Consider the following 14236-nt stretch of genomic DNA (forward strand, 5'->3'; position numbering starts at 1 on the left):
GCTCTCCAATTACTTAAATTAGTTATTTTCTATGTAATATAAATTACGCTAACTGTTTTTCTACTAACTGACGCACCCAAGGACGAATGCTATTACGGGCTAAAATTTCATTACGAAAACGCAAACAAATGATTACACCAGCAAGCAAAGCAAAACCAATGAAACAAAAAATGAATGGCCATAACATATCAAGAGACATAGACGGCTTGCCTAATTTACTCACCGTAGAGCCTTGATGAAGTGTATTCCACCAATCTACCGAATATTTAATAATTGGAATATTAATAACGCCAACAAGGGTCAATATTCCCGCGGCTTTACCGGCTAAGTTTTTATCTTCAAAGGCGTTATGTAAAGCTATCACACCTAAATATAAAAACAGTAATATAAGCTCAGAAGTTAAGCGTGCATCCCAAATCCACCAAGTGCCCCACATAGGTTTTCCCCAAGCGGCACCAGTAATTAAAGCTATTGCCGTAAAAGCGGCACCAACAGGCGCCATAGCTGCAGCAGAGGCATCAGCTAATTTTAACTGCCAAACTAAACTGCAAAGTGCTGCAATAGCCATGGAAACATAAATTCCCATAGATAAAGACGCGGCGGGAACATGCACATAGAAAATACGAAAACTATCACCTTGTTGATAATCAGCAGGGGCAAATAATAATGCCCACACTAAACCTATACTCAAAAACAATGCTGCTAAAGCAGTTAACCAAGGTAACAACTTATTGGTGAAGTGATAAGTTGTTTCAGGGTTTGCGTAAGGGTGTAAAAATTTCCACATTTAGTTAGTACTCACTTTTATCGCGGCCCCAACAGCAAAAGGGGCCAGTGTTAACGATCCAAAGAATAAGGCGGCGATTATAGCAAGTTGGCCGCTGTAAGGTAAGCCAAGCGCTGCAGTATCTATCGCGCTAGTGGCAAAAATTAATACCGGAATGTATAGCGGTAAAACCAGTAAACTAAGTAAAACTCCACCTTTTTTAATACCTACCGTTAAGGCTACACCTACGGCGCCCAGTAAACTTAATACAGGTGTACCGAGCAACAAGGTAAGTAATAATGCGGTATAACTGTTTTCATCTAAATGCAGCAATACTGCTAACAATGGTGCAATTAAAATTAAAGGTAAACCGGTAATTAACCAATGTGCGAATATTTTAGCCAGCACCAGGACAAATATAGGGTGAGGGCTCAGTAACATTTGCTCTAATGAGCCATCAAGGTGATCAGATTTAAATAAACGGTCAAGTGACAACAGTGTTGCTAATAAGGCCGCTACCCAAATAATGCCAGGAGCAATACGGCTTAATGTTTGCGCTTCAGGTCCTATTCCCAGTGGAAATAAAGTAATGATGATCACGAAGAATAATAACGGATTAATAATGTCGTCTTTGTGGCGCATAGCAATAGTTAAATCTCGCTTTAATACCAACATAAATGCACGTCGGTATGATAGCTGCTTTACGCGATCTGTATTTGCCTTATCTATTGGCTGTTCAGTCATTTGCTGTGACTGCGCTTTTAAAGTCATTTGGTTATTTTCTCTGCATACGCTTAGTGCGTTGCTGTAATGTTTTTGCTTGTGTGACTTGCACATTTATTATCTAGTACTTTATTAAATAATCTTCAGCACAATCTAAGCATAACTATAATCTAAGGTGATTTTTTTGATTTGATCGGGGTTAATGCTGATTAAATCTTGATGTGTGGTTAAAATAACACAACCACCGCGCTGAGCATGCCCAGTAAATAGTGCTTCTAAACTAGCAACACCTTGTTTATCTATTGCGGTAAATGGCTCATCTAAAATCCAAATAGGTGCATTACTTTGATATAAGCGTGATAATGCAATACGCCTATGTTGCCCCGCGCTTAGATGCGACGCTAAACTATCTTCAAACCCAGAAAGGTTTACTTTAGCTAAATAAGCTAGCGTATTTTGTTCATTTTTTGTTGCTGAATCGATAACTGACGAATTGTTATCGCAAGAGCCGTGTAAAGCCAGATTAAACTTTAGATTTTCTTCCGCGGTCATTTCGCCTTTAACTCCAGCTAAATGACCCAAATAAAGTAAGTTTTGTTGAAACTCTTCTCTGCAACGATTAATTTTTTGGTTTTTGAAGTTAACTATACCGTCATAAGGTTGAGATAACCCTGAAAGAATACGTAATAAGCTGGTTTTACCTGAGCCATTGGGGCCTTCAACTTGTACTATGTCACCGGGATGAATATCAAGTGACAACTCATCAAATAATAAGCGCTCTTCTCGAATACAAGTGAGTTTTACCGCGCTAATAAGCGGAGTTGAGGTTGGTTTAGGCAATGTTTTTACTTATTCTCGTTTTATTGATGCTAATTTTATTTGGTACTGAGTCAGTAACAAACTGAATTAGTATTAAGTTATATCGTAAGTTTGTCTGGCAACTATTGATATGGATCGTATAACTATTTCGGTTAATATACTAACATAGCCAATATTACCATAGCTTAATAAAGTTGTAACATTCTGAAACAACTCAAACGGCTAATTTACATTAATATTTTGTGAAATAAAATGTTAGTATGACGCGGTAAATTTTACCCCCTAAAAGATCAACTGACCCTAAGTAAAAATAATTTAAATAATTGTTTTATTGAAGTAGAGCGGAGAAACCAATGATACCAGACATGGTAGCAACACAAATGCCGGCGCTAGTTCCTGAGCTAGGCCACCTAGCCTTGATAATCGCCTTAGCTTTTTCTTTTTGTTTGAGTGTCGTGCCGTTAATCGGTGTATATAGCTCGCAAAATAGTTCTTTAAAAAAGCTTATTGGTTACGCTAAACCACTTACTTACGGTATGTTTTTCTTTACCGCTATCAGCTTTATTGTATTGGCTTATAGTTTTGTTATTGATGACTTTTCTATTAAGTATATTGCTAGCCATTCAAATACGCATTTACCTTATTACTTTAAAATAAGTGCGGTATGGGGCGGACACGAAGGCTCGTTATTGCTGTGGGTTTTTGCTTTAACAGCATGGACAGCAGCTGTTGCTCGTTTTTCTGATGCCATAGAAGAAGAGTTTATTGCTCGTGTGCTTGCTGTTATGGGTATGGTGTCTATTGGCTTTATTGCTTTCACTTTACTTACCTCTAACCCATTTGAACGTTTATGGCCAAATGTGCCGATGGAAGGTCGAGATTTAAACCCGCTATTACAAGATGTTGGTTTAATTATTCATCCACCCTTGTTATACCTTGGTTATGTAGGCTTTGCAGTTGCCTTTGCTTTTGCTGTTGCAGCTTTGATGGTAGGTAAAATGGATGCTGCTTGGGCGCGTTGGTCTCGTCCGTGGACATTAGGCGCTTGGATGTTTTTAACCGTTGGTATCGCGCTAGGTAGCTGGTGGGCTTATTACGAACTTGGTTGGGGCGGTTGGTGGTTCTGGGACCCGGTTGAAAACGCATCCTTTATGCCTTGGCTTGTCGGTACTGCACTTATTCATTCATTAGCGGTAACAGAAAAGCGTGGCACTTTTAGAAACTGGACTATTTTACTGGCTATATTTGCTTTCGGCTTAAGTTTGTTAGGTACGTTTTTAGTGCGCTCAGGGGTTATTACTTCTGTTCATTCATTTGCAGCTGATCCTTCTCGCGGTATTTTTATACTCGTTATTTTGGCCATTGCGGTAGGCGGCTCATTAACACTTTATGCCTTTAGAGCAAGTACAGTTGCCAGTTTTTCTCGCTTTGCGTTTTACTCTCGTGAAACGGCTTTATTACTGTGTAACGTTATTTTAGTGGTTGCCACAGTTACCGTACTTTTAGGTACGTTATATCCGTTATTAGTTGATGCTTTAGGTTATGGCAAAATATCTGTAGGACCGCCGTATTTTAATGCGGTATTTGTACCTATCATGAGTATTTTATTTATCATCATGGGTATAGGGCCTTTAATTCGTTGGAAAAAAGCGAAAAAAGGTGAGTTACGTAAGCAGTTATTCTCTTCATCAGTATTTAGCATTGCTTTTGGTTTATTGTTTCCTGTGATTTATGGTGGTGAATTTAATATTTTAGTGGCTATGGGTATTACCTTAGCAACATGGGTTTTCTTTGTTGTTATTAAAGAAGTGAGAAACCAATTAAAATTAACGGGTAAATTAACCATTAGTCATTTAGGTATGGCAACGGCTCATGCCGGTATTGCCATCACTATTGTTGGTGTCACCATGGTTTCAATGTATGAAAGTGAAACTAATGTAAAAATGGAGCTTAATGAAAAAGTAATTATTTCAGGATATGAAATTGAGTTTAACGGTGTTAAAAATGTTGAAGGACCAAATTACAGTGCTGAACAAGGTCAAATTAATATTTATAAAGTAACAGGTGAAAATGAGAGCGACTTTGTATCCACACTTAAACCAGAGCGCCGTACTTATAGAGTACAAACGATGGGCATGACAGAAGCTGGTATAGATCCAGGTTTATTCCGTGATGTATATGTTGCTTTGGGTGATCCGCTACCCGGTGGTGCTTGGGCGGTGAGAGTGCATTATAAACCGTTCATTCGTTGGGTTTGGTTAGGGGCTATCTTTATGGCGTTAGGGGCATTGTTTTCTATTTTAGATAAGCGTTATCGCCGCAGAAACCCCGCTGTGCTTGCCTCAGCTACCTCAACTAAAGATACCGTTGATGATAATAGCGCTAAAGCTAACAAACAAAAAAATGAAAAAGTGGCAGGAGTATAACGATGCAAGGTTCAATAATGAATAAACTCATTCGATTTTTGCCTTTAATTTTAGTGCTCGCTTTAGGTGTTGTGTTATATCGTGGTTTATCACTTAATCCACAAGATATGCCATCGGCACTCGTTGGTAAAACCTTACCTGCTTTTGAGCTAGCCACATTAAAAAATAATGGTGTTAAAGTAACTCAGGCCGATATTGTCGGTGATATTGTATTGATAAATGTTTGGGCTACTTGGTGTCCAACTTGTAAATATGAACACCCTTACTTGGTGGATATTGCAAAAGATCCGCAAGTTAAATTGTATGGCTTGAACTATAAAGATGATCGCGTTGCAGCACAACAATGGTTACAACACTATGAAGACCCTTATGTATTTTCTATCTTTGATGAAGAAGGTACTTTAGGACTAGATCTTGGCGTTTATGGCGCACCAGAAACCTTTGTAATTGATCATAATGGTATTATTCGTAAACGCTTTGCTGGGGCAATTGATACCCGTGTTTGGCAAAGTGAATTTGAACCGCTAATTGCACAACTTATTGAAGAAAAAAAGCAGGGGAAATAACATGCGCGTAATCTACACATTATTACTATCAGTGGGATTATTATTTACCCTAAGTGTAACTCAGGTTGAAGCAAGCCCTGTTGATACCTATGAGTTTCGTGATGAAGTAACAAAAATCCGTTTTCAAGCGCTTACCAAAGAATTACGTTGTCCTAAGTGTCAAAACCAAAACTTAGCTGACTCTAACTCGCCCATTGCAAAAGACTTACGTAAAGAGTTATACGAGTTACTGCAGCAAGGGAAAGCTGATAGTGAGATTGTTAATTTTATGGTCGACCGTTATGGTGAATTTGTTTTATATCGTCCCCGGGTTTCAGCGCTTACGTATGTTTTATGGTTTGGACCTGCGGTTCTTATTTTGTTAGGTATTATTGTGGTTATTGTTATTGTTCGCCGTAAACCCATTGATAAGAAACAATTAGAACTAACAACCGAGCAACAAGACAAGCTAAATAGCTTAGTCAATGATAAATAACGCCTAGTCGCATTATTTTTACATGACTCATTATAAAAAGTAGATAGCATTATGGAATTTTTAGTAATCAGCCTAATATTTTTAATTTTATTATTATTAATTGTTTGGCGACCTTTCTTTAAACAGAAAGCACATGTAGTTAAAGCGGTTGATAGTGTACGTGATGAAACCAATATTCGTTTATATCATGAACATAAAAAAGAAATCGAAAAGGATTTTAGTGAAGGTGGAATTGATGAAGAAAACTACCAGTACTTACTAAGCGAACTTAATAGTACCTTATTACAAGATATTGAAAGCAGTGGAAAAATTGAAAATGATAGCGCTACAAGTGTAGCCAAAGCCTACTCACCATTTTGGCCTTTAGGCTTAAGTGTATTTATTATAGTTTTTTCTGTTTTTCTTTATAACAAACAAGGTAGTTATAAACTGATTACTGAGTTACCTGAGGGACATGGACAACAACAAGCCATGTCGCAGGAGCAGATGCTTGCAGAGCGTGAAAAGCAAGCTATGGCGCATATTGAAAAACTGAAAAAGCATATTGAAGCTAACCCTGATGATACTGAAGCTTGGTATAACTTAGGTCAAACTTATGTTGCTATGGGAGCTTTTGACCGTGGTATTACCGCTTTTGGTCAAGTGATAAAACTTGAAGGAGAGCACGCTGATTTATTAGGTGCTATTGCACAAGCGCTTTACTATAAAAATAATCAACAAATTAACGCCGAAGTACAAAATTATATTGATAGAGCGTTAGTGTTAGATATTAACGATCCTTCAACGAATATCTTATTGGGTATGCATAATTTTATTTCGCAAAATTATCAGCAAGCGATTGTTTATTGGCAACGAGTTATTGATTCAAACAATCAGGGAGTAAATATTGAAGCGTTAACCGAAGCCGTAGCAGAAGCAAACAACCGCCTTTCAGGTGAAAATAATAATGCAACAGCAAGTGTTAATAGTAACGCTCAAAACAGCGCCGGAAACAACGCATCAACAGAAGTAACTGAGGAAGATAAAGGGCCTCAATTAAAAATAAGCGTGAGTTTATCTGATGAAGTGACAAATAAATTGGCACAAGGCGCTGATCGTGTTGTGTTTATTTATGCGGTACCGACTAATGGGCAACGTATGCCATTAGCCGCAGTTAAAATGAAAGCCAGTGACTTACCAGCAACTATTGTCTTAAATAATAGCCAAGCTATGAACCCTGCCAGTACGTTAGGTAGTGTTGAACAAGCACATGTTTATGCTGTTGTTTCAATGAGCGGCGGGGTTGGTATTAAGCCCGGTGACTTTAAAGCTGAAGCGTTAAATATTGACGTTAATAGTAATGAAACACTTGAACTCGTTGTAGATAGTTTTGTTGAGTAGGGTAAGTTACTAACCCTTTACTTGAATATAAAATACTTGAACATAAAATACTTGCGCATAAAACTCAGCTAAGTTGATCTTTCTTAGCTGAGTAACGTATTAAAATTCACTAAGTCATAACAAGAAGAAACAACCAAATGAAATCTCGTTTTAGTGCTCGTAGTGGTACCACTAATATTCAAGGTAATAGCTTAAATAATAGCTTAAATAATAGCGCCGATGATAAGCAAAGTGATAAGGCTGATTTTACGGCTAGTGGCGTTAAAACTGCAGTACTAATTACTAACTTAGGTTCACCTGATGAGCCAACAACAGGCGCTGTACGTCGTTATTTACGAGAGTTTTTATCTGACAGACGTGTGGTTGAAATACCCCGTTTAATTTGGCTGGTTATTCTACATGGCATTATTCTTCGTATTAGACCTGCTAAATCAGCCAAGTTATATCAAACAGTTTGGCAAGAAGATGGCGCGCCATTAATTAGCATAACGGCAGCACAAAAAGAAAAACTTGCCAACGAAATTAAATCTCAATATGGCGACCAAGTCATTGTAGATTTTGCCATGCGTTATGGTAATCCATCTATTTCTAGTGTTTTGCAAAAGTTTCAACAACAAGGTGTTGATAAACTTGTAGTGCTACCTTTGTATCCACAATACGCTGGACCAACAACTGCCTCTACTTTCGATGCGGTAAGTAAAGAATTACAAAAATGGCGTTATATCCCAGCATTACATTTTTTAAATACCTACCATAATAATCCGCATTATATTCAAGCCCTAGCAAATACAGTTAAAGAGCATGTAGCTTTGCACGGTAAACCTGAGCGTTTGGTGCTGTCGTATCATGGAATGCCCGAGTTATTTCGTGCTTGGGGCGATCCTTATTATGATTTTTGTCAAACAACCACCAACTTGCTTAAGCAGGAGTTATTGACGAATGGTTTATCGCTTGATGGTGAGAGTGACGAAAAAAATAGTTTAGCGTTTACTGATGATGAAATTATCATGACCTTTCAATCTCGCTTTGGTAAAGCTGAATGGTTAAAGCCCTATACCGATGTAACCCTTGAACAATTGCCAGCCCAAGGTATAAAAAATATAGCTATTATGAGCCCCGCTTTTAGTGCTGATTGTTTAGAGACGCTTGAAGAGTTAATTCACGAAAATAAAGAAGTATTTATTGAAGCTGGCGGTGAGCAATATCATTATATTGCAGCGTTAAATGATCGTGATGATCATATTGATACTATGCTCAACTTGCTTGCACCTACTTTATCTAGCTAGTTATTGGCTAGTCGCGCAGCTGAAAAATTAAAAGCAACTTACTTGCTTACTTATATAAAAATAGTATACTGTTTTTATATACAGTTTAGTGGTAAGTCACGATGTCTAACGAAAGACCTAAGCAAATATCTAGTCAAATATCTAACCAAATACTAGAGCAAAAAACTGAGCAAAGAAAAATAATTCATGTAGATATGGATGCTTTCTATGCTTCAGTTGAAATGCGTGACTTTCCAGAATATCGAGATATTCCCATCGCAGTTGGCGGCGATGGGCCCCGAAGTGTTTTATGCACCTGTAATTATTTAGCGCGTGAGTTTGGTGTGCGCTCTGCAATGCCTGCAGCAAGAGCAAAACTGCTTTGTCCTGAACTTAAAATTGTTAATGGTCGCATGACCGTATATCAAGAAGTATCAGCTAAAATTCGTGAAATATTTAGTCGTTATACGTCAATTATTGAGCCACTTTCTTTAGATGAAGCTTACCTAGATGTTACCGCTTGTCCGTTATTCAATGGCTCTGCAACTCTCATCGCAGAAGATATTCGCTTGGCTATTGCTAATGAATTACAATTAACCGCTTCTGCTGGCATAGCCCCTATTAAGTTTCTCGCCAAAATTGCTTCAGACCTAAACAAACCGAATGGTCAATATGTGATTACCCCACAACAAGTCAGCGGGTTTATCGATACAATGCCGCTAAGTAAAATTCCTGGGGTTGGTAAAGTAATGTGTAAAAAATTACTGGAAAGTGGCTTGGAATTTGGCCGTGATATTAAAGCATTGGATGAAGCAAGCTTAATTAGACAATTTGGTAAATTAGGACGTTCGTTATGGTACAAATGTAATGGCGATGACGATAGAGCTATAGTAACTAAACGCATCCGCAAATCGGTTGGTGTTGAAAGAACTTTTGCTGATGATATTAATAATCTAGAAGAGTTAAGTGACTATATGAATAACAACTTAATACCTGAGTTAAAGTCACGAGCTAAAAAATATTTATCAACCAGAGAAATCAGTAAGCTTGGTATCAAAGTAAAATTTAAAGACTTTCATCAAACCACTAAAGAATTTAAATTTCATCAGTTTGATGATTCTATCTTTCAAACGTTGCTGCAAGAAGGTTTAGCAAGAGGCGAGGGCAAAGCTGTAAGATTATTAGGCGTTCATATTGGTTTAGGTGAAAGACCACAATCACATCAACAGTTTGAATTTACCCTAGATTAATGATCATTTAAGATAACTCCTCTCGTTAAAACCTCAAGCAAGCATCTTCAAGTTGAGCGGTTATCGATTATGTTAAAACAAGTTAAATCAAGAGATAAAAACTACTTTATAGTTACATTTTATTGTCAATTACCTCAAGACAAAAGGCGTTAGCTTAACAATCATACAGAATTTGCACGAAAGTTGTGAAATTGATTGGTATCTTCAAGGCTAGCTTGCGTATAATAAACCCTTTGTGAAAAAAGAGTCTGCCGATATCATTGTAGACGATAGCTTAAGTCATTATTTCGAACATTTTAAAAATAATAAAGCCAAGCAAAATAGTATTGAAAAAAGATAAACCAATATTCGTTTTTTACAATCTTGCGGTGTCTCATTAGACGAGTTTAACGCAGTGATTGACTAAACCAAGACTTGTACCTAAATAGTAACAAACAGATTTGTAGAGTATCTCATGATTAAAAGTACGTCCGAAGTCCGTCAAGCATTTTTAGATTTTTTTGCCACCAAACAACATCAAATTGTTAAAAGTAGCTCACTTGTTCCAGGAAACGATGCAACGTTATTGTTTACCAATGCAGGCATGGTGCCTTTTAAAGATGTATTTTTAGGTGCTGAGCATCGTAGTTACACACGAGCAACTTCAGCACAACGTTGTGTTAGAGCTGGTGGTAAACATAACGATTTAGAGAATGTTGGCTATACAGCGCGTCATCATACCTTTTTTGAAATGATGGGTAACTTTAGCTTTGGTGATTACTTCAAAGAAAAAGCTATTAGTTATGCTTGGGAATTTTTAACGACAGTTTTAGGTTTACCAAAAGAAAAATTATTAGTAACTATTTATGATACTGATGAAGAAGCTTACGCCTACTGGAAAGATGAGATTGGTGTTCCTGCAGAAAAAATAATTCGCATTGGCGATAAGCCAGGCGGCAAAAAATTTGAGTCTGATAACTTTTGGTCTATGGGTGATACTGGTCCTTGTGGCCCTTGTTCTGAAATTTTCTATGATCACGGTGAACATATTTGGGGCGGTCCTCCGGGGTCTCCGGAAGAAGACGGTGATCGTTTTATTGAAATTTGGAACATAGTATTCATGCAGTTTAACCGTCAAAGTAACGGTGATATGGACCCACTTCCAAATCCATCTATTGATACAGGAATGGGCCTAGAGCGTATTTCAGCAATCATGCAAGATGTTCACAGTAATTATGAAATAGATATCTTTCAAGCGCTGATTAAAGATACTGCTGCATTACTTAACTGTACCGACCTTGAGCATAAATCACTGCGTGTAATTAGTGATCATATTCGTTCATGTAGCTTTTTAATTGTTGACGGTGTCGTACCGTCAAATGAAGGTCGCGGTTATGTACTACGTCGTATTATTCGTCGTGCTATTCGTCACGGTCATAAGCTTGAAGCACAAGGTAACTTCTTCCATAAATTGGTAGCTTCGTTAATTAAGCAAATGGGGGGGGCGTATCCAGAGCTTGTGCAACAACAAGCTATTATTGAAAAATTATTACGCATTGAAGAAGAGCAATTTGGTCGTACGTTAGACCGTGGTATGCTTTTACTTGAAGATATTTTAGCTAACTTATCAGGCGATACAATTAAGGGAGATGATGTATTTAAGTTATACGATACTTATGGCTTCCCCGCTGATTTAACCGCTGATATTGCTCGTGAGCGTAACCTGAAAATTGACCAAGACGGCTTTGATATTGCAATGGGTGAACAGCGAGAACGTGCCCAAAAAGCTAGTCAGTTCGGTACTGATTACAATCAACAGCTTAAATCAGATCATACCACTGAGTTTAAAGGGTACGACAACGATTCATATTCAGCTACGGTAGTTGAGTTATTTAATAACCAAGATCATACCGCTATTTCGCAATTAAATGCTGGTGAGCAAGGTTTGGTAATATTAGATCATACGCCATTTTATGCAGAATCAGGTGGCCAAGTAGGTGATAGCGGCTTCTTACATCTTGATGGTGGAACTTTTGAGGTTAACGATACCATCAAGCTAGGAAATGCCTTTGCTCATGTAGGTACGGCTCATACAAATATTGGTTTAAACCGACGTGTTAAAGCTGAAATTAATGTTGAGCGTAGATCTGCCATTACTAAAAACCATACAGCAACCCATTTGTTACATGCTGCATTACGCAAAGTATTAGGTGAACATGTAACGCAGAAAGGTTCATTGTGTGATGCCGATAAATTACGTTTTGACTTCTCTCATTTTGAAGCTGTGACAGCAAAAGAACTTCAAACAGTTGAAACCATGGTTAATGATGAAATTCGTCGAAATCATGCGAGAGAAACACAGTCAATGTACATAGACGAAGCTAAAGAAAAAGGTGCTATGGCACTCTTTGGTGAGAAATATGACGATGAAGTTCGCGTGGTTACCTTGGGTGGTTTCTCAATTGAACTATGTGGCGGTGTTCATGTTGATAGAACTGGTGACATAGGTTTATTAAAAATAGTCTCTGAATCAGGTATTGCTGCAGGTGTTCGTCGTATTGAAGCTGTTACAGGTACTGGCGCACTTAATTTTATTAATCAACAAAGTGCCTCATTAGCAAGTATTGCATCTTTAGTGAAAAGTGATGTGAGTAACGCTGGTAATAAAGTAGAGCAACTTGTAAGTCGCACTAAACAGTTAGAAAAAGAAATTGCACAGCTTAAACAAGAACTTGCTGCGCAAGCGGGTTCTGATTTAGTAAACAACGCCATTGAAATAAATGGTATTAAAGTGCTGATTGCTGATTTAGGTGGCGTAGAAAGTAAAGCCCTGCGTGGAATGGTAGATGAATTGAAAAATAAAATGCAATCAGGCGTTATCATGCTCGCTACTGCTAATGATGATAAAGTTGGTTTAATTGCGGGTGTAACTAAAGATCTAGTTGGCCGTGTAAAAGCTGGCGAATTAGTCAACATGGTTGCACAGCAAGTTGGTGGTAAAGGTGGCGGTCGTCCTGATATGGCGCAAGCAGGTGGTAGTCAACCTGAAAACATTACAGCGGCTTTGGCAACGGTCTCTCCGTGGTTAGCTGAAAAGCTTAGCTAACTAACGACCGTAGTTAATGAATAAGTGAAAGGAAGCTCTGGGAGCTTCCTTTTTTGTTTGTGGTTCTCTTTAGTTATTAAACTTTTATCTGTATTTTTATTATGAACAACAAAAATTGTCGTTTTGTACAAAAAATTACAAATATATTACTAATGATCACAGCAACTAAGCTTTAAGTGCGTTATAAAGGTGTTCAAGGAGATGGAAATCTTGTTAAGATATAATGAATATAATTGGTAACCGTATTTATTGCCGATTATTACAGCTTTACCAAAAGCTATCATCGGATATGGTGCTTTTAGGTAAATAATGACTTTTTATAGAAAATTGACTATTACTTGTAGTGGATGGAATAAAAAGTAACTAATTTTAATATATTACTAGCTTATATATATATTTATTTAGTGATCTCACTTTAAAAGGATAAGGAATAAAATATGCTTATATTAACGCGACGCGTTGGTGAAACTTTAATGATTGGTGACGAAGTAACCGTTACTGTATTAGGCGTCAAAGGAAATCAGGTAAGAATAGGTGTTAATGCGCCAAAAGAGATATCAGTGCATCGTGAAGAGATTTACATGCGTATCCAAGCCGAAAAAGGCGATGGTGAAGTATCAGGTAATCAAGCGGAATAAATTATTACTTAACAATTATTGTTAAGTAAATTATTTCCTCTTAGAAAATGCTGTTATAGTTTTTATAACAGCAGAAAACACCGCTGAGTCGGTGTTTTTTTATGTCTGCAATTTACGTCTTGATAAAAAATTATATATTTTAAGCTGATCGCTAGCTAATAAATTTAATGAAAGTATAAAAATCTTAAAGCAGAGCAGAGTGCTTACTTAAATTACCGGATAAAAAATCAATATTTCTAGTAAATCTAAGTATGGCTTTAGTAAGATAATTTCATATCGCCCAGCGCCTAAGTAATAAAAATCATCATTTATGTTTAAAAAATATCATAATTGCCTGAATTCTCAGCAAACAAACATTTTTACTAAATAAATGATAAAAATTGTTTGACTTATTTTTAGGAACCTTTATTATTCGCACCCATTGGAGAGGTGGCCGAGTGGCCGAAGGCGCTCCCCTGCTAAGGGAGTATCCGGTTTGTAGCCGGATCGAGGGTTCGAATCCCTCCCTCTCCGCCATTATTTTTCTTATGAAGTATAATGGTTGTGTAGAACGAAAGTTCGCTATCTTTAGACTAAGATATAAAACATAGTTCATGAGGGCGCGTAGCTCAGCTGGATAGAGTACCTGGCTACGAACCAGGCGGTCGCAGGTTCGACTCCTGCCGCGCCCACCACTTTCTTCAAGTGTTAAAATATAGAAGACAGCAATGAAAGGCTGTATAATAAATTTCAATATGTGGGCGTGTAGCTCAGCTGGATAGAGTACCTGGCTACGAACCAGGCGGTCGCAGGTTCGACTCCTGCCACGCCCACCACATCGAAAGCCCTACCTTAACAGGTGGG

General features: G+C 37.7%; 11 protein-coding genes and 3 tRNA genes. 11 read left to right on the forward strand and 3 right to left on the reverse strand.

Annotation, left to right across the window (positions count from 1 at the left end; all coding sequences use genetic code 11):
• Nucleotides 1–43: 43 nt before the first annotated feature.
• From CWS31_RS08005 to ccmA, 3 genes are all read right to left on the reverse strand, one after another.
• Nucleotides 44–787, reverse strand: coding sequence for a heme ABC transporter permease (locus CWS31_RS08005; RefSeq protein WP_101342845.1), 744 nt, complete (start codon nucleotides 785–787; stop codon nucleotides 44–46).
• Nucleotides 788–1441, reverse strand: coding sequence for a heme exporter protein CcmB (gene ccmB, locus CWS31_RS08010; RefSeq protein WP_425457517.1), 654 nt, complete (start codon nucleotides 1439–1441; stop codon nucleotides 788–790).
• Between the two features lie 201 nt (nucleotides 1442–1642).
• On the reverse strand, nucleotides 1643–2329 hold the full coding sequence (gene ccmA, locus CWS31_RS08015; RefSeq protein WP_101342846.1) for a cytochrome c biogenesis heme-transporting ATPase CcmA: 687 nt from the start codon (nucleotides 2327–2329) through the stop codon (nucleotides 1643–1645).
• A gap of 359 nt (nucleotides 2330–2688) precedes the next feature.
• On the opposite strand from ccmA, the gene CWS31_RS08020 reads away from it, so the two are divergent.
• The 11 genes from CWS31_RS08020 (at nucleotide 2689) to CWS31_RS08070 (ending at nucleotide 14208) form a co-directional block, all read left to right on the forward strand.
• The gene (locus CWS31_RS08020; protein WP_170252818.1) at nucleotides 2689–4734 is read left to right on the forward strand and encodes a heme lyase CcmF/NrfE family subunit; all 2046 of its coding nucleotides are present in this window, start codon (nucleotides 2689–2691) and stop codon (nucleotides 4732–4734) included.
• Between the two features lie 17 nt (nucleotides 4735–4751).
• Nucleotides 4752–5300: a DsbE family thiol:disulfide interchange protein gene (locus CWS31_RS08025; protein WP_101342982.1), complete on the forward strand. Its 549-nt coding sequence runs from the start codon at nucleotides 4752–4754 to the stop codon at nucleotides 5298–5300.
• 1 nt (nucleotide 5301) lies between these two features.
• Nucleotides 5302–5775, forward strand: a complete 474-nt coding sequence (locus tag CWS31_RS08030; protein WP_101342848.1) for a cytochrome c-type biogenesis protein — start codon at nucleotides 5302–5304, stop codon at nucleotides 5773–5775.
• Nucleotides 5776–5826: 51 nt separating this feature from the next.
• On the forward strand, nucleotides 5827–7155 hold the full coding sequence (gene ccmI, locus CWS31_RS08035; RefSeq protein ID WP_101342849.1) for a c-type cytochrome biogenesis protein CcmI: 1329 nt from the start codon (nucleotides 5827–5829) through the stop codon (nucleotides 7153–7155).
• Nucleotides 7156–7292: 137 nt separating this feature from the next.
• Nucleotides 7293–8441 (forward strand): ferrochelatase, encoded by a 1149-nt coding sequence (gene hemH / locus CWS31_RS08040; protein WP_101342850.1) that lies wholly within the window; start codon nucleotides 7293–7295, stop codon nucleotides 8439–8441.
• Between the two features lie 101 nt (nucleotides 8442–8542).
• On the forward strand, nucleotides 8543–9670 hold the full coding sequence (gene dinB / locus CWS31_RS08045) for a DNA polymerase IV (protein ID WP_101342851.1): 1128 nt from the start codon (nucleotides 8543–8545) through the stop codon (nucleotides 9668–9670).
• A gap of 454 nt (nucleotides 9671–10124) precedes the next feature.
• Entirely contained in the window at nucleotides 10125–12755 is a 2631-nt protein-coding gene (gene alaS / locus CWS31_RS08050) for an alanine--tRNA ligase (protein WP_101342852.1), read from the forward strand.
• Nucleotides 12756–13192: 437 nt separating this feature from the next.
• On the forward strand, nucleotides 13193–13393 hold the full coding sequence (gene csrA, locus CWS31_RS08055; protein WP_101342853.1) for a carbon storage regulator CsrA: 201 nt from the start codon (nucleotides 13193–13195) through the stop codon (nucleotides 13391–13393).
• Nucleotides 13394–13816: 423 nt separating this feature from the next.
• A tRNA-Ser gene (locus tag CWS31_RS08060) sits at nucleotides 13817–13909 on the forward strand.
• An 81-nt stretch (nucleotides 13910–13990) separates the two neighbouring features.
• A tRNA-Arg gene (locus CWS31_RS08065) sits at nucleotides 13991–14067 on the forward strand.
• A 64-nt stretch (nucleotides 14068–14131) separates the two neighbouring features.
• Nucleotides 14132–14208 (forward strand) — tRNA-Arg (locus CWS31_RS08070).
• Nucleotides 14209–14236: the final 28 nt, after the last annotated feature.

Source organism: Colwellia echini (assembly GCF_002843355.2).
In the GTDB taxonomy this organism is placed as follows: domain Bacteria; phylum Pseudomonadota; class Gammaproteobacteria; order Enterobacterales; family Alteromonadaceae; genus Colwellia; species Colwellia echini.